The sequence below is a fragment of the Metabacillus bambusae genome (assembly GCF_017497975.1).
Taxonomy (GTDB): Bacteria; Bacillota; Bacilli; order Bacillales; family Bacillaceae; genus Metabacillus; species Metabacillus bambusae.
This window is the reverse complement of record NZ_JAGDEL010000013.1, coordinates 108,074-132,958: the sequence shown is the minus strand read 5'-3', so window position 1 is coordinate 132,958 and position 24,885 is coordinate 108,074. Positions and strand designations below refer to the sequence as shown.

Annotated in this window: 17 protein-coding genes; 11 read left to right on the top strand and 6 right to left on the bottom strand. The window is 36.6% G+C overall.

Going from position 1 to position 24,885, the window contains the following annotated elements:
• The first annotated feature begins 48 nt into the window (after positions 1 to 48).
• Positions 49 to 963, top strand: a complete 915-nt coding sequence (locus I7822_RS17145) for an AEC family transporter (protein ID WP_207980331.1) — start codon at positions 49 to 51, stop codon at positions 961 to 963.
• Positions 964 to 1,398: 435 nt separating this feature from the next.
• Here I7822_RS17145 and I7822_RS17140 read toward each other — a convergent pair whose 3' ends face one another.
• Positions 1,399 to 1,839, bottom strand: coding sequence for a hypothetical protein (locus I7822_RS17140; protein WP_207980330.1), 441 nt, complete (start codon positions 1,837 to 1,839; stop codon positions 1,399 to 1,401).
• A gap of 234 nt (positions 1,840 to 2,073) precedes the next feature.
• Between I7822_RS17140 and I7822_RS17135 the strand changes: the two genes are divergently transcribed.
• From I7822_RS17135 to I7822_RS17125, 3 genes are read left to right on the top strand one after another with little or no spacing between them, the layout of a single operon-like run.
• A complete protein-coding gene (locus tag I7822_RS17135) occupies positions 2,074 to 2,394 on the top strand; it encodes a hypothetical protein (RefSeq protein ID WP_207980329.1) in 321 nt (106 codons plus the stop codon).
• Complete coding sequence (locus I7822_RS17130) at positions 2,394 to 3,647, top strand: glutathionylspermidine synthase family protein (protein ID WP_207980328.1); 1,254 nt, start codon at positions 2,394 to 2,396, stop codon at positions 3,645 to 3,647. The genes I7822_RS17135 and I7822_RS17130 overlap by 1 nt, the downstream gene beginning before the upstream one ends.
• Before the next feature lie 17 nt (positions 3,648 to 3,664).
• Entirely contained in the window at positions 3,665 to 4,069 is a 405-nt protein-coding gene (locus I7822_RS17125) for a DUF350 domain-containing protein (RefSeq protein WP_207980327.1), read from the top strand.
• 47 nt (positions 4,070 to 4,116) lie between these two features.
• Here the strand turns inward: I7822_RS17125 and I7822_RS17120 are convergent, their stop codons facing one another.
• The gene (locus I7822_RS17120) at positions 4,117 to 4,578 is read right to left on the bottom strand and encodes a CotY/CotZ family spore coat protein (protein ID WP_207980326.1); all 462 of its coding nucleotides are present in this window, start codon (positions 4,576 to 4,578) and stop codon (positions 4,117 to 4,119) included.
• Positions 4,579 to 4,938: 360 nt separating this feature from the next.
• Here I7822_RS17120 and I7822_RS17115 point away from each other — a divergent pair, with 360 nt between their 5' ends.
• From I7822_RS17115 to I7822_RS17105, 3 genes are all read left to right on the top strand, one after another.
• Positions 4,939 to 5,415, top strand: coding sequence for a hypothetical protein (locus I7822_RS17115; RefSeq protein ID WP_207980325.1), 477 nt, complete (start codon positions 4,939 to 4,941; stop codon positions 5,413 to 5,415).
• A 602-nt stretch (positions 5,416 to 6,017) separates the two neighbouring features.
• On the top strand, positions 6,018 to 8,774 hold the full coding sequence (locus I7822_RS17110; RefSeq protein ID WP_207980324.1) for a GTP-binding protein: 2,757 nt from the start codon (positions 6,018 to 6,020) through the stop codon (positions 8,772 to 8,774).
• Positions 8,775 to 8,964: 190 nt separating this feature from the next.
• Positions 8,965 to 9,963, top strand: coding sequence for a SepM family pheromone-processing serine protease (locus I7822_RS17105; protein WP_279381989.1), 999 nt, complete (start codon positions 8,965 to 8,967; stop codon positions 9,961 to 9,963).
• A gap of 475 nt (positions 9,964 to 10,438) precedes the next feature.
• Here I7822_RS17105 and I7822_RS17100 read toward each other — a convergent pair whose 3' ends face one another.
• From I7822_RS17100 to I7822_RS17085, 4 genes are all read right to left on the bottom strand, one after another.
• Complete coding sequence (locus I7822_RS17100; RefSeq protein ID WP_207980323.1) at positions 10,439 to 11,536, bottom strand: Gfo/Idh/MocA family protein; 1,098 nt, start codon at positions 11,534 to 11,536, stop codon at positions 10,439 to 10,441.
• 93 nt (positions 11,537 to 11,629) lie between these two features.
• The gene (locus I7822_RS17095; protein ID WP_207980322.1) at positions 11,630 to 12,364 is read right to left on the bottom strand and encodes a ThuA domain-containing protein; all 735 of its coding nucleotides are present in this window, start codon (positions 12,362 to 12,364) and stop codon (positions 11,630 to 11,632) included.
• A gap of 318 nt (positions 12,365 to 12,682) precedes the next feature.
• Entirely contained in the window at positions 12,683 to 13,843 is a 1,161-nt protein-coding gene (locus I7822_RS17090) for a Gfo/Idh/MocA family protein (protein ID WP_207980321.1), read from the bottom strand.
• Positions 13,844 to 14,041: 198 nt separating this feature from the next.
• Positions 14,042 to 15,106, bottom strand: a complete 1,065-nt coding sequence (locus I7822_RS17085; protein ID WP_207980320.1) for a LacI family DNA-binding transcriptional regulator — start codon at positions 15,104 to 15,106, stop codon at positions 14,042 to 14,044.
• A 178-nt stretch (positions 15,107 to 15,284) separates the two neighbouring features.
• On the opposite strand from I7822_RS17085, the gene I7822_RS17080 reads away from it, so the two are divergent.
• The 4 genes from I7822_RS17080 to I7822_RS17065 all read left to right on the top strand — a co-directional run bounded on the left by I7822_RS17080 (position 15,285) and on the right by I7822_RS17065 (position 24,835).
• Positions 15,285 to 16,100, top strand: coding sequence for a rhamnogalacturonan acetylesterase (locus I7822_RS17080; protein WP_207980319.1), 816 nt, complete (start codon positions 15,285 to 15,287; stop codon positions 16,098 to 16,100).
• 416 nt (positions 16,101 to 16,516) lie between these two features.
• Entirely contained in the window at positions 16,517 to 21,595 is a 5,079-nt protein-coding gene (locus I7822_RS30270; RefSeq protein WP_207980318.1) for a rhamnogalacturonan lyase family protein, read from the top strand.
• Between the two features lie 347 nt (positions 21,596 to 21,942).
• Positions 21,943 to 22,635, top strand: a complete 693-nt coding sequence (locus I7822_RS17070; RefSeq protein WP_207980317.1) for a response regulator transcription factor — start codon at positions 21,943 to 21,945, stop codon at positions 22,633 to 22,635.
• The gene (locus tag I7822_RS17065; RefSeq protein ID WP_207980316.1) at positions 22,613 to 24,835 is read left to right on the top strand and encodes a sensor histidine kinase; all 2,223 of its coding nucleotides are present in this window, start codon (positions 22,613 to 22,615) and stop codon (positions 24,833 to 24,835) included. Before I7822_RS17070 ends, I7822_RS17065 begins: the two co-directional genes overlap by 23 nt.
• The last annotated feature ends 50 nt before the right edge of the window (positions 24,836 to 24,885 follow it).

Below are 24,885 nucleotides of genomic sequence, written 5' to 3'. Positions count from 1 at the left end.
ATACTAGATAAATCAATTCATAGATTCGTAGTTAGGTAAGGTGATCTTATGGAATTTTTCACGGTATTAATTCCGATTTTTTTTATTTTTGGTATTGGATTTGTTGGGCAAAAAATGATTGGGTTTGATACGAAGCCATTATCTGTTATGGCGATATATTTAATGCTTCCTTTTTTAGCTTTTCAAACATTTTATAAAACAGATTTGACAATTGATTACGCAATGATGACTTTTTACACGGTCGGGCTAGCGCTTTGCCTAATTATCATTATTTATATCATTGCATTTATTAGAAGATATACTGTAAAGAAAACATGTGGGATGATCCTTGCATCTGCATTTATGAATAATGGGAATTATGGAACACCCCTTATTTTCTTTGCTTTCGGTGAGGCAGGGCTTCATTACGCCGTTATTTTAATGGTTATTCAGCAGCTTCTCATGTGTACAGTTGGTATTTATTATGCTGCAAAGGGCTCTCCAGAGGGTGGCGGCATAAAAATGGCTTTGAAAGAGGTTGTGAAAGTGCCTATTGTATACGGTGCACTGCTTGGGATCGTTTTTCATCTCTTTCACATACCGGTCGGAGGTTCATTTATGGATGCCATCGAGATGGTGGGAGATGCAGCAGTTCCAACAATTATGATTATTTTAGGGATGCAGCTTGCTAAAATTTCTGTGAAAAAATTAGATTTTGCTCCACTTTCATTATCTTTAGGTTTAAGACTATTGTTATCACCTGTTATTGCATTCGTATTTACGTTATTCCTGCCAATTGATGATTTATTAAAACAAATAATGATCGTACTTTCGGCGATGCCAACAGCTGCGAATACAACTATGTATGCACTCCAATATGATACAGAACCACAATTCGTATCAACAGCCACATTGTTTAGTACGGTATTAAGCTTGGTGACATTACCAATTGTTTTATATGTATCTAGTTTAATTTATGGATGATTCTTTAGACCTCTGAGCATATTAGGGGTTTTTATTTTCCGCTGTTCACAAACTTTGTTGCTATTTACCAAGTAATGCGGTGTGGTTGATTGCAGCGAGAGATCTCGCTTTCCGCGGGGCGGGCGGTGAGCCTCCTCAGCGTAAACTCCTCCATGAGTCTCACCTGTCCCGCTGCTCCCGCAGGAGTCTCGCAATCCGTTCCAATCACCCTGAAATAGTTTTTGTTTTAAAAGCAACAATCTCACAGATAATAGCCTTATCTTAAGAGAAAAACCAAGAAAATATGTCAGAATATTGAGGGATAAACGGTAGTTGAAAGATTGAAATTACCTGCTAAAAATCCCTCCCAATAAAATAGGTTAGGTTAACAGCAGATTCAACCCATTATCTTTATAATTTCCGTAAAGATACCTCCAAAAATGCATTATAAAGATACTAAGCCTTCGACATGTATAGAACATATGTAGAACGGTCCTCATCAATTTCTGCGGATATTTTTTCATATTCTTGATCCTGTATCCATAAATAATCATTTCCAATCAGGGATAATGCTTCTTCATGTGAATATAAATCATATGTAAAGATAAGTGGTGAATCGTTGTATTCTCTAAAGTCACGTACTTCAAGTGTTACATGTGTATAGTGCATAGCATGGTCAAAAATATGTTCTTCATTATCTGTTTCTACATAAATAACATAATATTCGTCTTCAAGACTGGAAGCCGTTTGATGATACACCTTTTTGTTTTTTATAAAATAATCACATAGTCTTCGACAAAAGATTTCTGAGGGCTCTGCAAATTCGTAATGAAACAATGCAGGGTAGTTATTCAGCTCATCGTTTAAACGATATTCCAATTTATAACTTTTTTTCATATTTACCTCCAAAGATGTCATTATTTCTACTATACTATATTAGGGTGTAGTTTATCATGAATTAATTTGTAATTATTAACAGCGAAAAGCGATTTGCTGGAGTTTTGTGGCAAGCTCAAGCAATGTGGTTTTATACCACAAAGAACATATAAATGCAGATATAAAATATCAGTTTTTTATCTACCGCGGGCTGAGCAAGGCGACTCGCTTTTCAATTTAAGGGGGGGAAGGCGTTTGAGAAAGACAAATAAATTATTAACTGGAATCATCTCTGCAACAATGATTACAGCTACTGGATGTAGTGATGAGTCGTTACCACCTGTTCCTGAGGGAACTGATTGTGATGATTGGGAATGGGAGGCTGATGAAGGAGTTTGGGAATGTGATGATAATGATTCACCACATTATGGTTATTTTTATTACGGTGGAAAAATGTTCTCGTCTAAAAGTAGCTTAAAAACGAGCTCCGCTTATAAAAGTTATAAATCGAGTAGCTCATTTAAAGGTGGAAAATCTGGATTTGGATCTGGGTCTAGTGGAGGTTTTGGTGGGTAATGTCACACTCATTTAATCTAGAGGATCATAGGCAAAAGCGGCATCAAGCTTACAACAAAATGAACTCCTTTTGGCATGATCTTTACGATAGTGAATATGCGTTATATGATATCGCTCTTATGACAAAAGAAGAGGTTAATGAAATTCGTACCGTGACAAATAGAGTCGGTCAAATTTTCTTTAAGCTCGGTAACTTACTGAGAAACTCATCTAACGAAACCTTATTGCAACTAGATATCCCAAGAAGCATGCTCCCTTTTATCAGACATCGGGCTTTACCGGTTGAAACGGTTATAGCACGTGTGGACTTAGTCCAAACGACTAATGGTTTGAAGCTGCTTGAGCTTAATAGTGATACTCCAACTTTTGAGAAGGAAGTTTTTTATGTAAATGGTGCCATGTGTGAAGAGTTTAATGTTGATGATCCGAATAAGGGATTAGTTGATCTACTAGGTAAAGAAATACGAAAAGCGTTAGCAGAAGTACTACATCATACAGGAATTATAGATGAACCACATATCGTTTTCACATCACATGAAGAACATGAAGAAGACAAATTAACAACATTGTTTTTAATGGAATCAGCAAATGTTTCGGCAAAATATGTTCCATTACATAAGCTCACAATTAAAGAGCATGTGGGATTGTATGATGATGAAGGCAGAAAGATTGATCTTCTCTATCGGCAAACATATCCGTTAGAGCATTTAATTGAAGACGTCGAGGAAGAAACAAATGAAAAAATAGGTTTACAGCTACTCGAGCTAGTTACTTCAAGCAAGCTGCAAATGATCAATCCTATTTCAGCTTTTCTTTTGCAATCGAAGGCTGTTCAAGCAGTTATTTGGGGGATGATGGAGTGTGACCATCCGTTCTTCTCAGATGAAGAAAAGCAGTGGATTTCAACCTACTTTTTGCCTACATATCTTGAAGAAGACGTATTCCTAACTAACGGTATAAAATATGTGAAAAAACCAAGCTTTGGTCGAGAAGGAGATACGGTAGCGATTTTTCATGGAACAAAGAAGATCCTTGAAGACAAGAATAAAAGCTATGAAAAATCATTGCCTGTTTATCAAAAGTTTATTGAGCTCCCGACAAAAGAAATTAAAACGATCGATGGGCTAAAAGACGGGAAGCTACTAATCGGAAGCTTTTTAATAAATGGAAAAGCTTGTGGAATTGGTTTAAGAGCGGGACAGCAAATTACGGATAACAATGCCTATTTCTTACCAGTAGGATTAAAACGTTAAAGAAGGGACCTGAGAGTATGTCATTTACAGATTTGTTTTTGTCGACAGTTTCCTATATTGGATTAGCTGTAGTATTATTATTTATTGGAATTGTCCTATTTGAAGTAACGACAAAAAATAAAGAATTTGAATTAATTAAAAATGGAAACAAAGCGGCTGTCTATGCCTTTGGTGGTCGTATTTTAGGTTTAGCAATTGTCCTCTATTCATCTATATCAAACTCTGTCAACATACTGGATATGGTGGTGTGGGGAAGTATAGCGATTGTCATTCAGATCATCGTTTTTTATTTAGCAGAGCTTTTAACACCTAAATTTAATATTACCAAAGCAATTGATGACGACAATCAAGCTGTGGGATTATTTCTATTATTTTTGTCTGTATCAATAGGGCTAATTATTGCAGCATCACTTACGTATTAAATAATAACAATGAAGCACAAACAAGAAAGTGAGTTGTTTGTGCTTTTTTAATTTAGATCTTCTTCTTCCTTAACAAAAGTGGGATCAAAGCATTTTATGGCACTAAAATTAGTCGGGTCAATGGTAACACCTTCATCAGATTCAGTTACATAGTCTACTTCACAAATTCTTCTAAATCTCACTCCATTTAGTTCGTTATCCCATATACATTTATTTGGACGTAACAAACGTAATGTTACACAGCCTGTTTCACGATCCAATTTGATAACTTTAAAGAAAATAGTTGCAAAGCAGTCTGGTTTTCCAGCTTTTGCCCATGTGAAAAATGGCTCTCCCTTTTGAGTTTGCAGGATAAATGGAATTGTATTAAATGCCGGAGCCTCAATTAGTTTACAGGTGGACCGAAGATACGCGGCTTTGTCCTGGGAATTTTTGATTTTTTCGAGTGCGCTCCAAATGCAGGAATCATTATGAGCATTCATATCTTTTGTGTCTTCAATCATTAGCATTTACACTACCTTTCACTAAAAAACAGTAAATCTCCAACTAAACGAAGGTACTACTTTATGTTAGAATATAGTTTTTCTTTTGATTTTGTGCTGGGTAGATCGTCTAATCTACTTAAAGGCTTTGAAGCCGTCTGAAAATAGCCATCGTAAGATAGTGCAATATTTTACTATTTGATCTATCAAATTAAGAATATAATTGGAAGTGATTGTAAATAGTAATAGTACAAAGTGTTCCATACGTTAACAATTAAACGGTTGAAGTACTTGTTTTAGGCGTTAAGAAGCGTAATAGTTATGGATGAAACAGGAGAAATAAGTGAGGTAATTTGTTATTAAAAATGATGAATAGGAAGCAGTAATATGACTTCAAAAACAGAAGCAATTTTATGGAGTATAGCACTACCTGGATTTGCCCAAATTCTGAATAAAAAATTAGCCAAAGGTTTTGTCTTTATCTTTCTTGAGTTTCTTATTAATGTGAATAGTAATTTTAATTCAGCGATTATGGCAAGCTTTTTAGGGGAAATTGACAAAGCTTTTCAAATCGTAAACTATCAATGGCTTATGTTTTATCCATGTGTATATATGTTTGCGATGTGGGATGCATTTAAGGATGCGGAGGGTGAGAGTTCTCCATATTCGTTTTTTCCCTTTGTATTTGGGGCGTATTTTGTAACCGTTGGCCTTATGTATTCACCGATTTTTAAAATAAATGGTGTCCGCTTAGGACCTATTTGGACACCGATGCTTTCACTCATTCCTGGATTACTAATCGGTTATATCATATGGTTTATCATACATAGGGTAAAAAAGTATAAGAAAAGAAAAATGAAATAATTCACAAGTGTATTGTATTAACCAAACCATAATTTTGTACAAAGTAATTATTTATAGTTGAAGAAAAAATTGAGTAATTATCTACTGACCTCAATCAGAATGAATTAAACAAGCTCTCCAATAGGTTTATTGAAGCTAAGGCATCCTATCACTTGGAATTATGAAACAATAATGGGTTCATTGCCAATTCCTTTGTATAAATGCTTCCTTCAAATGAATCTTCTTTTAAAATTTCAATGTCACTTACACAATATGTTTAATTCATACACCCTAATAAAACCAATGCCTTTAACGAATTGTTTAAGAAGGTATTGGTTTTTTGTTCTTATTATAAGGGTAATAAAGTATAAATAAATTTGAAATAAAATTAACATTTTTCGTGAACGTATTTCTGTTAAAATAAACCAAAAGGCGCTTTGACATCCAGCTCCAGCGCCTAGCGCCTCGAGGTCATAAGCTAATTTAGAATTGAAGGCAAAGAACGCCTTCTATTCTATAATCATCTTATGCTTGTCGGCGCTATCAAGGCGCTTGCGCTTTTGTTCCTATATTATGTTTTATACATGTTCATGATAAACTTATATTTTTAGCAGGAGGATTCTATGCAAACGGAAAAACAATTAATTCATAAAACCTTTTATGAGACGTTTTTAGCTGGAAGTGACCAAAGACAACCAGCTGAAGTACTTGGTCAAGCGTATTTTGAGGAACAAAACAGTGATGAGAGCTTTGATTTATCCTACATTCGTTTTGCTCAAGGTGAGATTTATTATCTGTATCAGGATTATGAAACAGCCATTTTTAAATGGGAGAATATAAAAAACGAGCTCGAACCATGGGCTAATAAAAATATTGGCGATGCCTATTATCAATTGGGCTTGCTTTCAGCAGCTGAAGATAAGTACATTTCAATTGAAACAGAAGACAAAACCTTAAGCATTGAGGTAGCTCTCAAGCTTTTTTCACTTTATCAAGAAAGAAATAAGATAGAGAATGCTTATGAGATCATCCAAAAGGCATTACATATTAACCCAGATTATCCACAAGTAACAAAGATAGCTCGAGACTTTTATGAAGAGAAGAATGACTTTGCACATGCAGTAAAGCTCGCGGTTACTGAAACAATTCGAACTGAACGTGAAGAATGGTTCCAGGTTCTGATCTCATATGTAAAAGCAGGGTATACAAAACAGTTTCAGCCTGATTTTTTCGCTGAGGCTTTGCTAACGATTTTTGAAGTAAGTAAACATTCCTTTTCACAATTTATCGGGGCTCTATGGAATAGCTATAAAAATGAAGAATCATATCTAACCTGGTTAAGAACAATCAATGATCTCTTTTTTACTGTTGACCTTGAAGCAAATGATCATCAATGGGATCACACAATACACCTTTTTGAAGAGACATTTATTGGGTTAACAGAGGGATCTTACTATTTAAGGGAGCTTCACGATATTATTCCTAATTTATTGGCAAATTGGTTACTTCTTTCAACACGAGAGAATGGATTGTTTCCATCGGCGACCGTATTAGCCTGGAATGAAATTTTTCCAGGAACGGTTCTGCCTGATGCTGTCTATAAAGCGGAATCGATTATTTTTGAAGCTGAAAATGAGCAAAGTGGCTTAGAAAACGCCTTACAACTATTTAAAACGATTAGTGAATGGGCAGAAAATCATTCGGTTGAAGTAAATAATAAAGTAAATTGGTGGTTAGAGGAGCTGATCAACCCACAAATTAAGAATCATTTTCTGTTAGCTGGAAAATCGGGAAGCGGAAAAACGACATTTGTTAACTCTTTACTAGGAGACCAACTATTCAAAGGATCAACAACATCCTTCGTTATCCTACATGATGATGACGAGCTAACAATGAATCACATTTCTGATTCTGAACAACGAACTGTTTACAATCAACGTGAATTAGATGAATACATGCAAGGTGATGAGACATCACTTATCCATGTTAAACGACCGTGTATTTTATTGCATGAACATCAGTGTGCAATCATAGATACACCACCAATCAATGGTAGTAATGAGATGAGAAACCAGATCTTTGATTCATTGCCATTAGCTGACGGGTTGTTGTATGTCTTAGATGGTTCGTCGTTATCCGAACGAGAATATGATGTTTTATGTCAGATGAAAAACTATGCTCCAGATTTAAAAGTACACTTTTTATTAAATAAAGTTGATTTAATTGCAAGTGACGCACATACAGCGACTCTTACGGACGAAATAAAATTACAAATCGGAGCTATTTACCCTGAGGCGGAAATTTTGCCTTATTCATCATTACATCCATTTAGTCAGCAATTAAGTAAGCTAAATATATTTTTATCCACGCATTTTCCGTATAGCATAAAGGAAAAACAAGAAAAACGAACAGCAAAGGTACTAACCTTAATCCGAAAAATGCTTACGGATCTATTGCAAAAACGCGTTGATATGGAGAAGGGTTTAATCGATTCCATTCAATGGAATGAAGATATATTAGGTCGTTTAAAAGGCTTTACGAATAAGCTAACTGATCTTCAACAAGAAAAAGTAGCCACCATAGTAGCTGCATACAAAGATTTAATGAAGGAAAGTAAAACAGAGCTGCAAGTAACAATACCTAAGCTTTTAAAAGAAAGCACAGAGCAAATTAAAGAAGACAGTGATTTTAAACAAATTCACATTATGCTTAATAACAGCATGAATGCCAAAGTTAAGGAATATTATGAACAGACCTTGCTTCCAACGCTTTGCGATAAGCTTGATAGTTGGATTTCCGCATCAAAGGATGAATTACATGATAGTCAATCCTACTTAAAGGAAATGAGCGAAACCTTTAATGAAATCTATCAGCAAGAAAAGCTCCAATTAAATTGTGAGTTTACGATATTAGAGGATTGGCGTCGTGATATTAATCGGATGACAGGGAGAATTCAGTATGAAAACGAAAATATTATGCTGAAAAATAAACCAACACAACTCCTTTTAAAAAGCGCAGGAAAGTTATTCGGTGCAATGAATCAAAATAAGATGATGCTCGTGAATCAATATAAAAAATATGTTGAGAATGAAACTTATGAAGAAGTAACAGATTCAATTTCCAAGAAATTATTTTTACCATTTGAGTTGTTTGAAAAAGGCTTAAATCAAGATATATCCTCTTTCTTTACTTCGCCAATTAGCGAGGTTGAGGAAACTATTGTTGAAACAGAAACGACTATCCAAGAGGGGAAAGAAGGGCTAAGTGAAATGAAAGCAAATCCTGAGCTCTTTTACGATCCATTGAAATTGTTTGAAGTTAATCTTCTTCAGCAGGAATTTATGCTACAAGCGAAAAAGGATTATAGTCGAATGGTATAGTAATGCTAATTACGAAGAGACTGAATTTGTATGGAGGGATATGCTTCCGTATGAATGAAGTCTCTTTTTTATAGAGATATCGAAATTCTAATTTTTATTCTTTTAGAATATAATGATAGGTAAGCGGCTATGACATAAACAAGGAGATTATGATTTTGAGAAAAAAAATATACTGACATTTAAACGAATTTTGATCATTTTGCTACTCTTAGTGATCATTGCTTTTATACCGACTCCATATTATCTTTACCAACCAGGACCAATTGAAGATTTAGAGCCTAAAGTGTCGGTAGAGGGCGGACATAAAAATGAACAAGGAAGCTTTAACTTGACTACAGTATTATCTGTGAAAGCTTTTAATCCTTATATTTTAGTGTACGGACTAGTTGCTCCCCACACTGATATCGTGAGGGAAGAAGATGTAAAAGGCGATTTAACAGATGCAGAATATACGAAAATATTAAACTTTATGATGAAGGATTCAAAGCAAAATGCATTAGTAGCAGGCTTTACAGAAGCCGGTGAAGAAGTGGATATCGAGTACCACGGAATTTTTGTTCGTACGATTTTACCAGATTCACCAGCGAAAAAAGTCCTGAAAGTTGGTGACTTGATTACAAGCATTGATGGTAAAAAAATGAATGAAGCTCCAGAGTTTATTTCATACATAGAAGAAAATAAAAAGGTAGGAGACCACGCAACCCTAACAATAAAACGTGGCGATAAAGAGCTGGAGGAAACAGTCGAAATGATTGCCCTAGATGCCTCGACAGATCGGGTAGGAATAGGGATTGCACCAGAGGAAGAATTCACAGCAACAGTCTCAAGGAAAGTAAAAATAAATAGTGAGGACATTGGAGGTCCTTCTGCAGGTTTGATGTTTTCCTTAGAAATCTACAATCAACTTACTTCAGAAGATTTAACAAAAGGCTATAAAATAGCCGGAACTGGTACAATTGACCATAACGGCAATGTTGGTCAAATAGGCGGGATAAAACATAAGGTTACAGCTGCTAATGAAGAAGGGGCAGACATCTTCTTTACACCAAAAGACATCACTTCAATCGACACGAATGAAAAAGACGTTCTAGCTGAAGTTAAGGAAAATGAGTATGGTATTGAAATCGTACCCGTTGCTACATTGGCAGAAGCGGTAGATTATTTGCTGGGGTTAGAGGTAAAGAAATAGATTACTAAACTCAAAATCTTTGAAAAATGTAAGGAACCTCCTGGGAATGGAGGTTTTTTCGTTGTTGTTGGAAGGATAGGTGTGTGATTCGTTTTAATGCATAAGTAGAGGGTTGGTAAGGAGTTCTGATTGTATTAATGGAAGAGAGGTTCAATAGAAGGGGAAAAGCGGTTTAATTCACCTTGAAAAGTGAGGTTGGTTCATAAAACAAGGAGAATGATTCAATTAAAGGTGAAAGTGGTTCAAACGCAAGAAAAAGTGGTTCAATTATATGGAAAATCCGTTCAATCGTACGCTAAAGTGAGGTTGGCAAAGGAGTTTGGTTCATAAAACAAGAAGAGTGGATCAATTACAGGAAAACGGTTCAATCCACACTAAACAAATCACAAATAAATCAAAAGCGTCCAGAAAAATGTTGCCATTCTCCGAACGCTTTTTAATATTCTAGTAAGTAAGACTAAAATATAAATAAAACCTACTTAGAAACCTGTTGTTCAACAGTCAAAGACTCGGGTCTTTCACATGAACTCTCCATCTTGTAATGTGTTCCATTATCGGAGGAATCATGGAAGCCGTGCATAGCTTCTAATACATGATAGGCTAATTCTCCGTTTGCACGGTATTTTCCCCCATTAAGAATTGCCTTAGCCATATCTGCTACTCCAAGTCCGCGGCTGTTTTGTGAATAGCCGTATGATAATGGAACTTCGACAAATTCCTTTTCATCACGTTTTCTGATACTCACAGGACCTCCAAATGTGTTTGGATCTGGAACTAGCAAAGTACCTTCACTACCGTAAATTTCAATAGGTGGCAGTGTTGTTCCGCCAAATGCGTCAAAACTTGTTGTGATTGAGCCAATTGCACCCGAAGCAAAGTCGATAACACCTGAAATATGTGTTGGTGTTGCAACTTGAATTTTAGTGCCTGCTTTTGGTTCACTTGTTACTGTTCGTTCTGGATAGCTAATACGAGTAGAACCTGATATTCGTTCAATCGGTCCTAAAAGTGACACTAATGCTGTTAAATAATATGGTCCCATATCAAACATTGGACCGCCACCAATGTCATAGAAGAAGGCTGGATCTGGATGCCAATGCTCATGACCACGGTGGATCATAAATGCAGATGCCCCAATCGGTACGCCGATTTCACCTTGTTCAATTAGATGGATGGCTGTTTGAATTCCTGCTCCTAAGAAGGTGTCAGGTGCACTGCCAACTAAGAGATTATGTTTTTTAGCTGTTTCTAAAATTTGTTTACCCTCTTCGCGTGTGACGGCAAGTGGTTTTTCTGTATAAACATGCTTACCTGCTTCAAGGGCTTGGATACAAACCGTTGCATGTGCTTTTGGAATTGTTAAGTTAATAACCAATTGAATGTCAGGATCAGAAAGCAACTCATTAACTGAGCAAGCTTTGGGTACACCGTATTTTTCAGCTTGAGATTGTGCACGCTGTTCATCTAAATCTGCACAAGCAACAAGTTCAAGGTGATCAAACTTTTGACAATTTTCCATGTATATTGAACTAATATTCCCACAACCGACAATACCAATTTTAAGTTTTTTCATTAGTAGAACCTCCATTTTTTTAGATAAGAAAAGTTTTTATCCTGAGTTTTCTTGTCTAGCTACAGTGCAGTGCTCTCGCTGGAAATGATAAAATTATTGGCTATCTCCCATACCGGTATATACACTTCCATTGCCGTTAGCTGATGTTACTAATGCTTCAGAGCTGTTCTTTCCGTTAGCAGCCCATAAAAATCCGCGGCGCATAATGAGGGAAACCTCTGGCATAGCAACAATATTAGCTTGGTGGCCTAGTGCATTATAGAATACATGTCCTTGACCCCAACGTTTCGTCCATACAACAGGCATATCGACTGCTTTATTCGTTGCATGTGGTCCATCAACTACTGGGAATCGTGTTGTAGCTAGCACTTCCACAGCTGGATCGACATGAAGGTAATATTGCTCACTCACGACTTTGAAATCTGAGAAACCTTCTAGTAGAGGGCTTGTGGAGTGTTTGATGTTGACCATATATTCAACACCATCATTTCCAGGATGTGCTACCCAATTTCCACCGGTCATAAATTGCCAATCAACATTGTTTCGGAAAGAGTCACACATTCCACCATGACATCCAGCTAACCCGACACCACTCATAACAGCATCAGAAATATTTAATACATACTTTTTATCAATTTCACCCATTGTCCAGTGAGGAACAATTAAATCTAATGATTTCAGCTTTTCAGGATCTGCATATGAATCTAGTGAATTTGATACCTCTACATTAAAGTTTTCTTCTTCAAGAATACCTTTAAAAATATGTGAGACTTGCTCTGGTTCATGGCCATCCCAACCGCCCCAAACGATCAATGCATTTTTTTTCATTTTTCAACACTCCTTTTTTTGATTAGGCTGTTTTCGCAAACTTTGTTGCTATATAACAAGTATTTGGAATGGTTGATTACAGAAAAAGGATGCTCGCTTTCCGTGGGGCGAGCGGTGAGCCACCTCGGCGCATAGCGCCTGCATGAGTCTCACCTGTCCCGCTGTGCCCACAGGAGTCTCGCATATCCGTTCCAATCAACCTAAATAATTTTTGTACAAGGAAACTAATTATAAACAACAATGTTATAAAAAGAGCTTTTGATTAAGTTAAGATAAAATTCAGTGGATAAGCGGCTGTTCAAGGCGCTTCCGCTTTTGTTATACGTCAGAAATTTTAATCCATTGGCGTTTTTCAATTGATTGATCAACTGCTTCTAAAACTTCTTGGCATTTTACACCATCCTTGAAGTTAGGAACTGGCTGACGGTCTTCGCGGAAGGCTTCCATTAACTCAACAATTTCGTGAATAAATGTATGTTCATAACCGATTGTATGTCCTGGTGGCCACCAGTTTTCAGAAAAAGCGTGGGCAGGGTCTGTTGCTAATACGCGACGGAAGCCTTGCACATCATCTCGGTCGTCGGTGAAATAGACTTGCAATTCATTCATGCGTTCAAAGTCGAAAATGACGCTTCCTTTACTACCATTGATTTCAAAGGAGTTTGTACAGCGATGACCTGAAGCAAAGCGAGTAGCTTCAAAGCTTCCTAAGGCACCGTTAGCAAAACGAGCCATAAATAGGGTAGCGTCATCAACTGTGACTTCGCCTTTTTCTGCATTATCACTACCAGTTGCAGATAAGCCAGTCATATTAGTAGGAATTGGTCTTTCTTTAATGAATGTATCGTTCATGCCAATCACTTCGGTCATATCTCCAATTAGATAGTGGGCCATATCGATGAGATGTGCGCCTAAATCTCCATGAGATCCTGAACCAGCAATATCCTTCTGTAGTCTCCATGCAAGAGGGAAGTTTGGATCGACAAGCCAATCCTGTAAAAACCAAGCGCGGAAATGATAAATATCTCCTAATTTCCCTTCGTCGATTAGTTTTTTCGCAAGCATCACAGCAGGAGCAAATCGATAATTAAATCCAACCATATGTTTAACTCCGGCAGCTTCAACAACTTCGAGCATTTCTCTTGAATCCTCTAATGTAAGCGCTAACGGTTTTTCACAAAAAACATGTTTGCCCGCTTGTGCAGCGGCAATTGTTATTTCTTTATGTACATTACTAGGTGCATTAATATCGATTAAATCAATATCATCTCTTTGTAAAAGGCTTTGCCAGTCTGTTGTATATTCCTCCCAGCCAAATTGTTTAGCGGCTTCAGCTACTCCGCTAGCATTACGTCCACAAATAACCTTCATCTCAGGACGAATGGTTTTTGGGAAAAAGAGTGGAATGTCACGATATGCGTGACTGTGAGCTTTACCCATAAACTTATAACCAATCATTCCAATTTTAAGCGTTTCCATAAATAATCCCCTTTTCCTCGTTATTTTATAGAATAGGATGTTGATAGTTCAATATTGTAAAGCACAAGCGCCGCATTTCTTAAAGAGAAACTGCGCTATTTTAAGGGTTTCTTCTAATCGTTTGTGCGGTGCTTGTGCATGTCTAAGTAATCAGCATCTTTAGAGACTAATCACTCATGAATGATCTGAAGCAATAATTCATGAGCGGCTAATTAATGAGGATGCTCGTTCTATCAAAGTAACCGGCAAACGTATAGTGCTTGCTTCCTCACTATCCATTGAGATTAAATGAAGAACTTTTTTTGCTGCCAATTGTCCCATTTCAAAAAGAGGCACCTTTACTGTACTAAGTGGCGGAGAGGTCATTCTTGAAATTTCAGAGTCATCATAACCAATTAGTGCGTAATCACGGCCAGCCTGATAGCCTTTTTCGCTTAACCCTTGCATAAGACCAATAGCCATTCGGTCATTTGCTGCATAAATGGCTTGGAAATCTGGTAGTAATGGAGCTATCTGGTCAGCAGCTTGAACACCGCTTTTTCTGCTGTAATTCCCTTGGAAAATTAGCTCTTGATTTAGCTGAATTCCCGCTTTCCCGATTGCATCCTCATATCCATGTAAACGCTCAATACTATTCGAATATTCAGAGGGACCATTTAAAAAAATTACGTGTTCAAACCCTTTCTTTAACAGTGAGGACACTGCTTGAAAACTACCACTACTATGATCTGCATCAATAGAATGAAAAGAATAACCCGAGAAGGTTTGATTCACAAGACAATATGGCAGGTTCAATTGATGGAGTTTTTCAAGTGCTTCGACTTCACCGGGAACATTCTTTGAACCAAGGATGATGCATCCATCTACCTTTTGGGAACGAAAAAGCTGAACATAGTCTTTTGGTTCATCTGGTGATTGAAACAATAGGAGCAATCCATATCCCAGATCTCCAAGCGTTGCACCAATCCCGCTTAATAGCTCCGAAAAATAATGTGTCGACATTAGGTTAACCTTTGGCAAATAAGGAACAATGACACCTATATTATTACTCTTACCTCTTGCAAAGCTTTGTGCAATTGCATTTGGGTGATAGTTAAGCTCTTCAGCCGCAAGTAAGACCTTACGTTTTGTTTCTTCTCGTAACGGTCCAATATTATTTAATACGCGTGATACTGTGGCTTCAGACACCCCAGCTAATTTTGCTACATCTTTTCTATTAGCTAAGATATTCACCTCCAAACGAAAATATGTACACGCGTTCATTTTCTCTGTTTTTCTATGATTTGTCAATTATAAAATTATTAAATTCGTAAACTTTTTTCAATTGAGTAAGATTGTTCCTTATGAAATGCTAAAATAAAGAGTAGCAATACTAATACATTTTAAAGAATTTTTTAGGTAATGCTATAAATGGAATTTTCAAAAGAAGGGTAGGAAGCGTATGTTTAATAGGGGGAAGAAAAAAGGTAATGTTGTTATTATTCTTAGTTTATTGCTTTTATTGATTTCGGTGCCTGTTTTATCCTTGAAGCTTCCCGAACGAAAATCTGGAGAATATCCGACAGTTTTTATAGCAGGGGATTCAACTGTGCAGACATATGATGAGACTTCGAAGCCTAGAGCTGGTTGGGGACAAATGATACCAAAATTTTTCAGCCCTAAAATTACGTTTGAAAATCATGCTTTTAGGGGGAGAAGTTCGAAATCATTTATTAAAGAAGGAAGACTTGATACCATCATAAGAAAAATAAAACCTAATGATTACTTATTGATTCAATTTGGACACAATGATTCGAGAAAAAATCGCCCAGACCTTTACACAACTGTGCCAGACTATAAAAATTATTTAAAATTATATATTAATGGAGCACGCGGTCGTGGAGCAACGCCAATTTTAGTAACACCTGTTGGGAGTAGGGATTTTAATCGTGATACTGGGAAGTTTAATGTTAGCTTTCCTGAATATGTAAAAGCAATGAAAGAAATTGCAACAGAACTTGATGTGCCACTAGTTGATTTAAGTTTATCAAGTGTTGCATACTATGACACAATTGGTCCAAAAGGGACACTCTCTATATTTCTCCACACAAAACCAGGTATGTATAAAGCGTACCCTAAAGGTGTACATGATAATATCCATTTCCAGGAAAATGGAGCCCTTCAAATTGCTCGCTTGGTATCCCGTGGAATTAAAGAGCTTAGTATTCCTCTTGCTTCTTACGTTACCAATATCGATCCACCTGCTGATAAAAAATAAGGAAATCGCTATGATTATTTGTCAGTTACTTAATTACAATTTTGATCAAACAAACTCAGATACATGTTTTATAATTCCAAAAAAAGTAACGCGCCTTCATCCATGGAGGCGCGTTACTATTTATATATAAGGAATCCTCACATTCCACTTTTGTAAAAACCTACATCAAAAGATAGGAGATAAGAAACGCCAAAAAGATAAAATAGTTCCATCGATTTATTTATTTTACTAGTTAAATAGATTCATTTTCAGTCCATGACTGTTTTTTAAACAATAACATCTGTTTTTTAACTACTAAATAATTGAACAAAAAGATAGCATACATCTGTAAACGCTTTCTAAAAAGTGGTAGGAGGTGAGTTTTTCTCAAGAGATTTCCAAAATAAATAACTAATTTTGAAAGGGATGAAAATTTATTGAACACTAAGAAACAGAACAAAGGAAAAAAGTTTTTTGCTATACTTCTTAGTTTATTACTTCTATTGTCATCAGCTCCTATTTTACCTCACGATGTAAATGCCGAAGAATTAATAGAGAAAAAATTTGATTTTGGTACTGGAAATAGTGCAGTTATGGAAGGCTATACGAAAGTGACCAATGAAACAGGCTATACGGCTGAACGTACATTTGGTTTTGCAGATCCTTCAAAGGTGACTGCAACAGATCGTGCAACATCGGATCCTTTAAAATCAGATTTTACGATGACTGTTGAAACTTCTTTCAATGTTGATCTTCCAAATGGAGATTATGCCATTACGGTGGTAACAGGTGATGAGAAGGAAGCAACTGAGATTGGTGTGAAGGCGGAAAATATCCAAAAGATCCAAAATACATCGATTCAGGCTGGTGAATTTGTAGAAAGATCATTTGATATCGCACTTGTTGATGGGCAACTTACGCTCGAATTTACAGGTGAAACACCTAAGTTAAATGGATTAGTCGTTGAGAAGCTTCCAGAGCGAACAGCTGGAGAGCATCCAACCGTGTTTATTGCAGGAGACTCTACAGTGCAGACATATGATGAGTATTGGAAGCCGGAAGCAGGCTGGGGGCAAATGATACCTCGTTTCTTTAGCTCTGATATTACATTTGAAAACCATGCAATTGGTGGGAGAAGCTCGAAATCATTTATTAATGAAGGCAGACTTGATGAAGTTTTAAGAGAACTTAAACCAAATGACTATTTCTTTATTCAATTTGGACACAATGATGCAACAATCAGTCGCCCTGAACGGTATGCTTCTGTACCAGATTATAAGAATTATTTAAAAACATATATTTTCGGGGCTCGTCAACGTGGGGCAGAGCCAGTATTGGTTACTCCTGTGGGACGCAGAGATTTTAACGCAGATACAGGTAAATTCAATATTAGTTTTCCTGAATATGTACAAGGGATGAAGGAAGTAGCAGAAGAACTTGTAGTGCCTTTAGTAGACCTTAGTACGTTAAGTGTTGCTTACTATGATTCAATTGGACCTGAAGGGACACTTTCTTTATTTCTTCATACTGAGCCAGGGATGTATACAGCGTTCCCGAATGGTTCACAAGATAATACACATTTCCAAGAATATGGAGCGATTCAACTTGCGAGGTTGCTTTCTGGTCGTGTAAAAGAGCTTGATATTCCGCTATCTTCTTATGTTACCGATATTGAACCACCAGCAAATGTACCTGCTAAGCCAATTGGTGTAGTTGCAAGTAGCATCAGTAATGCAGGAGCTGTATTAACCTGGAATGAAGTAGAATCAGCTGATATTTATAAGGTTTATCGTAAGCTTTCAACTGATAGTGAGTACGATTTAATCGGGACAGCTACAGTTCCAAGATTGAATATTACTGGTATGGAAGAGGATAAGGAATATAATGTGGTTGTCACTGCGATTAACGGTAAAGGTGAATCAGAGCAATCAGATGTCGTAAACATTCAAACGAAAAAGGCAACGACGAAATTTGATTTTGGACTTGCTGGAAATCCAGTTGCTGAAGGATATACAGAAGTGAATCTTTCCACACTATATACGAAGGAAAGAGGTTATGGGATAGTTGATGCAACAGGTATGATCGGCAGGGACCGCGGAACAGGTGGAGATCTTCTGCGTGACTGGCTCGGTTATTTTAATGTGGGTTGGAAATTTAATGTAGATGTTCCGAACGGACTTTATGCAGTAAAGGTGTATGTAGGAGATTTCTTAGGTAGTGCTAGAACTACAGTTCATATTGAAGGACAAGATTATGGACAAATTTCAGCCCCTAGCAAAAATTACACAGAGAAGGTGATTCCTCAAGTTTCTATTAAAGACGGTCAAATGAATTTTGATTTTGGTGGTTCCACTGGGATTGTAAATGGTGTTGAACTCACACCAATTTTGTTGGCTCCTTCTGAATTAAAGGTTGAAGACAAAAACATTGACGATGCAAAACCGTCAGTTACTTTATCGTGGAAGTCTGTAGAAGAAGCTGTTAAATATAACGTCTATCGTAAAGTGGTTGGCTCAGAATCTGTTGAGTTAATTGATAGTGCAACGACAAACTCTTTTACTGACACATCTGTTCATGTTGGTATGAATTATGAGTATTCTGTTACAACAATTGATCGGGTTGACGTCGAAACGGTTCCATCAATGCCACTTGAGGTTTCAATGATTGATGATTCCAAGCCGGTCCCTCAGGCTCCAGAAAATCTTGAAGTGGGTAAAGTGAACAAAAACGATCTTACCATTAGTTGGAGCGAGGTTGAAGGTGCGATCACTTATAATATTTATCGCTCTGAGAAAAAGGATGGAACATACGAATTAGTCGGTAAAACAGATAAAACAAGTTATAAAGATGAGACGGATTTAACGACAATTCCTTACTTTTACAAAGTTGCTGCCGTAAATGCTGGTGGTATTTCTGAACACTCTGATAGCGTTGAAACACCAGCAGTTACAGTGTTGAAGAGACAAATGGAGGATTTAGGTCGTTCACCAGTTTCCATTAAAACAGAAGAGGGTGTACATGTAAGCTGGCGGATGTTAGGAACAGATCCTGAAAATATCAGCTTTAATGTGTATCGTGATGGTGAAAAGCTTAATTCTTCACCAATTACATCAAGTACGAACTTTGTTGATGAGGACGGCAGGACTGATTCAGTTTATGAGATTCGTACAGTCCTAGATGGAAAAGAACAGAAGTCACAAGATAATACCAAGGTATTAAGTAATAACTACTTAGATATCCCACTTCAAAAGCCTGAGAATGGAGTAACACCACTTGGAGATCCGTATTCATACCGCGCCAATGATGCGAGTGTGGGTGATCTTGATGGTGATGGAGAGTATGAAGTTGTCCTAAAATGGGATCCAACAAATTCAAAGGATAATTCTCAAGCTGGATATACCGGGAATGTTTATATCGATGCTTATGAGCTTGATGGAACATTAAAATGGCGCATTGATATGGGGAAAAATATCCGTGCTGGTGCACACTATACTCAGTTTTTAGTTTATGATTTTGACGGTGATGGGAAAGCGGAAATAGCGATGAAAACAGCTGATGGCACGGTTGATGGACAAGGAAATGTCATCGGAAGAGCTGATGCTGATCATCGAAATAGTTCAGGTTACATTTTACAAGGTTCTGAATTTTTGACTGTTTTCGAAGGGAAAACAGGTAAAGAGTTGCAGACTACTGATTACGAACCACCACGTGGTGATGTTTCTTCATGGGGTGATGGATACGGTAACCGTGTTGATCGCTTCCTTGCAGGTGTTGCTTATCTTGATGGTGAACAGCCAAGTATTGTAATGGCACGTGGTTATTATACAAGAACTGTGCTTACTGCATATAATTGGAGAGACGGTAAGCTGACAAAACAATGGACATTTGATTCAAATGATGAGGGAAATCAAGATTATGCAGGACAAGGATATCATTCGCTTAGCGTTGCTGATATTGATAAAGATGGTAAGGATGAAATTGTATACGGTCAAATGGTCGTAGATGATGACGGTACAGGTCTTTATACTACAGGCTTAGGTCATGGTGACGCACTTCATGTAAGTGATTTCCTACCAGAACGATCTGGACTTGAAGTTTATGCTGTACAGGAACATAAGAATGGTGAATATGGCTACGATATGCGTGATGCTGCCACAGGTGACATTATTTGGGGACAAAAAACAGGACAGGATACAGGTCGAGGATTGACAGCAGATATCGATCCAAGACATGCTGGGGCTGAAGCATGGGCAATTTCAGGTGCATGGAACAGCAAAATAGGTGGTTTACACACAGCAAATGGTGAAAAGATTTCAGAAAGCATTCCTACTTCCAATTTTGCAACTTGGTGGGATGGTGACTTGCTTCGTGAAGTAACTGATCATAACTTTGATGAAGCAAAAGGCGCTGGAGAAGGAACGATTGACAAGTGGGATTATGAAAATGGAAAGTTAGTAAACTTACTAACGGCAGAAGGAACATTATCTAATAATGGAACAAAAGGTAGTCCTGCCCTGCAAGCTGATCTTTTTGGTGATTGGCGTGAAGAGATCATTTGGAGAACTGAGGATAGTAGTGCATTACGAATTTTTATGACAACAGAGAAAACAGATCATCGTATCTTTACGTTGATGCATGACCCGCAATACAGATTAGCGATAGCATGGCAAAATGTTGGCTATAATCAGCCACCACATCCAAGCTTCTTTATTGGTGAAGGAATGAAAAAACCATCAGCACCAAATATCGATGTAGTAGAAATTAAACGCCCTGATAAAACAACTCCGGTAACGAAGCATGAAATTGAGGGTGAAGAAAACAATCATTGGTACCTGGAGCCAGTTACGGTGAATTTTATAGCTGAAGATAATGATTCAGGTATTGACATGACTCACTACGTGTTAAATGAAGAAGTAGAACAAACGGGAAATTCAGTTAAGATTTCTAATGATGGCAAACATCTTTTACAATACTGGAGTATAGATAAGGCAGGTAATCGTGAAGAGAAGAATTCAGTCGAAATCAATCTGGATCAAACAGTACCAACGATTACTTTTTCTATAAAAGATGCTGCTGAGTTTAGTGTGGACCAGGAAGTGAGAATTTCATGCTTAGCCGAAGATGAGCTATCAGGGATTTCATCCTCAACCTGTGAGGATGTGACAACACCTGCTTATCAGTTAGGGTTAGGGACTCATTCTATGAAAGCAGAGGCTACAGATAACGCAGGAAATATGGCAAATGCATTGGTAAACTTTATGGTTACGGTTAACTATGATAGTTTAGGGAAATTAACAGAACAATTCCTAGTTCAAAGTGATAACGATGGAAATAACTCTAAACTATTTATTAGCAAACTTGAGGAAGCTAAAGCATCTGAAGAAAAAGGAAATAAGCAGGCAAGAGATGGACAGATAGGAGCTTATATCAATCAAGTGAAGGCGAAAAGTGGTAAAGGATTGCCTGAAGAACAGGCTGAAGTGTTAATAAATCTTGCTCAATCAATCCTTAAATAAAAAAAGTTATTTTTTAGGTTTATCATTTAGGAACAGAGGGTAATAAAAATGTGACAGTATCCCCCCTGATACTTTCACTATATGAAAAACTTGAGAAGCCCCTATCTTTTGGATGGGGGTTTTTTCGTAGTTTAGTACAGAAAATTTATTTATCCACTCCTACCCATACGTCGAAAACCAACAAGAAAAGCAAAAAAACATCCCCAACTTAGAAAATCTCCACTCCTTCACTTATCTTAAGAAATTCTTCATTTTTCCCCTACCTTTATTTTAAGAACTCTTGCTTATACTAAGATCATTCCTAGCAAATATACTCATGTTATACTTTGGAAAGGAGGAGTGAGTCGATGAATAATTACGTTGTTTTAGTAGTGGATGATGATAAAGAAATCCGTGATGGAATTGAAATATATTTAAAAAATGAAGGGATGACCGTGTTAAAGGCACAGGATGGCGTCGAAGCAATTGAGCGTTTAAATGAACATGAAGTTCATCTCATTCTATTGGATATTATGATGCCAAGAATGGATGGAATTGCTACGACATTTAAAATACGTGAACAAAAGAATATCCCGATTATTATTTTAAGTGCTAAAAGTGAAGATACCGATAAGATTTTAGGTTTGCAAGTAGGTGCAGATGATTATGTAACAAAGCCTTTTAATCCTCTAGAACTCATTGCTAGGGTTAAATCCCAGCTTAGAAGATATGTTAAATTAGGACCGTTTGAAGGAATAAATAAAACGATTGATCTAAACGGACTTACGATTGATCAAGCAGCGAAAGAAGTTGCTGTTAATGGAGAAGCGGTAAAAATAACGCCGATCGAATATAAAATTGTTGAGCTGTTGATGATGAACGCTGGTCGAGTGTTTTCTATCTCTGAAATTTACGAAAAGGTTTGGAAGGAACCTTGTTACAATGCGGAAAATACCGTTGCTGTGCACATTCGTAAAATTCGTGAAAAAATTGAAATCGACCCTAAAAATCCAAGATATTTAAAGGTGGTATGGGGCATTGGATACAAAATGGAAAAGTAGAATTGCAATTATTGCATGGTTCTTTCTAGTAACGTATGGTATTAGTGGTGTTTTGTCAGCGTTATCTAATAATAGTGAGTTTACGAAACAAAGTTATTTTAAGACAATGCAATTTGAAGATACGGTAGGACAATTTTTGAACTATTTAAATGCATTTGAAATTTCTTATCAAACGAAAGAAGATATAAAAAAATCTATTACTGTATCAAAAGATGAAATAGAAGAGCATCGATATCAATATGGTGACTTAACCGAACAAATAACCAGTATTGAGCAGCAATATGAATCTCGAATTCATGAAGCAGTAGCGAATGATGACCAAAAAGTTGCGGATGTCTATATTAAAGAAAGAGATAAAAAGATTGAAGACATCACGAAAAATTTTGAGAGTGATGAGTATATCAAAGAAAAAATTGTAAAAGAAAAAGAACAAAAAATTGATGAGTATTATAAAGAACTAGAAAGTTATCGAGTGGTTTTTGCAAATTATAAAAAAGCATTTGTTTATTATCTGAAAAATACTACAACAGGTGAAGTTTACACAAATCTCCCTGAAAAAGATAGTAAATCAGTAGATAGCATAAATGATGAAAGTATGCACTTTATACGTAGTTTTTCTACACAAAATCAAAGCTATCTTGACATGAGGGGTGTACCTTTACATATAGCGAATGAGGAAATCATCAATGAAATAACCAATGATTCGAACGCTTTATATGAAGGGAAGATTGCAATTTCGAAAAAAACACCAAACTCAAATTTTATAATGGTTAACTATCATGATTATAATATACAAAGAATTGTGTTTTGGATTTACACAGTTGGGGCTGTCATCGCATTACTTATAGGTATAATCATTGAAAAGAAATCAAAGCTGTTAAGGAGAATTAAACCAACTAAATGGGTAGGTTTATATAATAAAATTCCATTTGATGTTGCACTGCTTCTTTGCGGTATAACAGCAATCATAACAATTGCCTTTATTCTTGATCAACCATATTTAGGTTACAGTAATTATATAGTAGGGTTACTAGAGATGATCATCTATCACCTTATCATCTTGACGATATTTTTTGGATTAACAGTTGTACAAGTAGTTTATTTGTACCCAAGACTAAAAGCTTTACCTTCTGATCAAGAAATCTGGAAAAATACATTATTAGTACAATTTTTACAAATGCTAAGAACCTCGTTCCTAAATAGACGTGTAGGAACACAAGTGTTTCTTCTATTAGCCATTGTATTTTCATTTGGGGTAGGGACAGTCCTTATTTTTGTCGAAAGAGCTTTTCTTCTTTTATATGTACCGGCGTTTGTAATTGTAGGAATACCACTTTTTCTTCTAATTGTAAAAAGAATAGGTTATTTTAACGTGATTATTCGCAACACAAGGGCTTTAGCGAATGGCCATTTTGAACCCGATGTAAAAATAGTCGGAAAATCTGTACTCGCTAACCTAGCAAAAGATATCAATATTATGAAGCGCGGTGTGAAAACTTCACAAAAAGCCCAAGCAAAAAGTGAGCGACTAAAAACCGAGTTAATTACAAATGTTAGTCATGATTTACGTACACCTTTAACCTCAATTATCACGTATTCAGAGCTTTTGAAAAACCCAGAGTTAGCGGATGATGAACGTAGTACGTATATTGAAATTATTGATCGAAAGTCAAAGCGGTTAAAAGTGTTGATCGATGATCTCTTTGAAGCATCAAAAATGGCTAGTGGGAACATTGAACTATTAAAAAGCAAAGTTGATATTGTTCAATTACTCCAACAGGCTTTAGCTGAATACAATGAAACCATTCAAGCTTCACAGGTGCAATTTCGCGTTGCTAATCCAGATAAGCCAGTATATGCATATGTGGATGGTCAAAAGCTCTGGCGTGTGTTTGAAAACTTAATTGGCAACATTCTTAAATATTCATTAGAAAACACTAGAGCATATATTAATATAAAGGTGGAAACTGGTGAAGCTATTATCACGTTCAAGAATGTATCAAAATATGAGCTTAGCGATGATAGTGATGAGCTATTTGAACGATTTAAACGCGGTGACAAATCACGCCATACTGATGGATCAGGTCTAGGTCTTGCGATTGCTAAATCAATAATTGATTTACATGATGGTGCATTAGATATTGAGGTAGATGGTGATTTGTTTAAAGTGACGATTGTGTTAAAGTTGATGAATGAATAAGTAAATCGCCCTGCTTTTTATAAGCGGGGTGATTTTTTATTCACCAGGAA

Coding starts and splice junctions, on each gene's coding strand:
- I7822_RS17145 (WP_207980331.1), top strand. CDS start 49: ATGGAATTTTTCACGGTATTAATTCCGATTTTTTTTATTTTTGGTATT.
- I7822_RS17140 (WP_207980330.1), bottom strand. CDS start 1,839: ATGAAAAAAAGTTATAAATTGGAATATCGTTTAAACGATGAGCTGAAT.
- I7822_RS17130 (WP_207980328.1), top strand. CDS start 2,394: ATGTCACACTCATTTAATCTAGAGGATCATAGGCAAAAGCGGCATCAA.
- I7822_RS17125 (WP_207980327.1), top strand. CDS start 3,665: ATGTCATTTACAGATTTGTTTTTGTCGACAGTTTCCTATATTGGATTA.
- I7822_RS17120 (WP_207980326.1), bottom strand. CDS start 4,578: ATGCTAATGATTGAAGACACAAAAGATATGAATGCTCATAATGATTCC.
- I7822_RS17115 (WP_207980325.1), top strand. CDS start 4,939: ATGACTTCAAAAACAGAAGCAATTTTATGGAGTATAGCACTACCTGGA.
- I7822_RS17110 (WP_207980324.1), top strand. CDS start 6,018: ATGCAAACGGAAAAACAATTAATTCATAAAACCTTTTATGAGACGTTT.
- I7822_RS17100 (WP_207980323.1), bottom strand. CDS start 11,536: ATGAAAAAACTTAAAATTGGTATTGTCGGTTGTGGGAATATTAGTTCA.
- I7822_RS17095 (WP_207980322.1), bottom strand. CDS start 12,364: ATGAAAAAAAATGCATTGATCGTTTGGGGCGGTTGGGATGGCCATGAA.
- I7822_RS17090 (WP_207980321.1), bottom strand. CDS start 13,843: ATGGAAACGCTTAAAATTGGAATGATTGGTTATAAGTTTATGGGTAAA.
- I7822_RS17085 (WP_207980320.1), bottom strand. CDS start 15,106: ATGAACGCGTGTACATATTTTCGTTTGGAGGTGAATATCTTAGCTAAT.
- I7822_RS17080 (WP_207980319.1), top strand. CDS start 15,285: ATGTTTAATAGGGGGAAGAAAAAAGGTAATGTTGTTATTATTCTTAGT.
- I7822_RS17070 (WP_207980317.1), top strand. CDS start 21,943: ATGAATAATTACGTTGTTTTAGTAGTGGATGATGATAAAGAAATCCGT.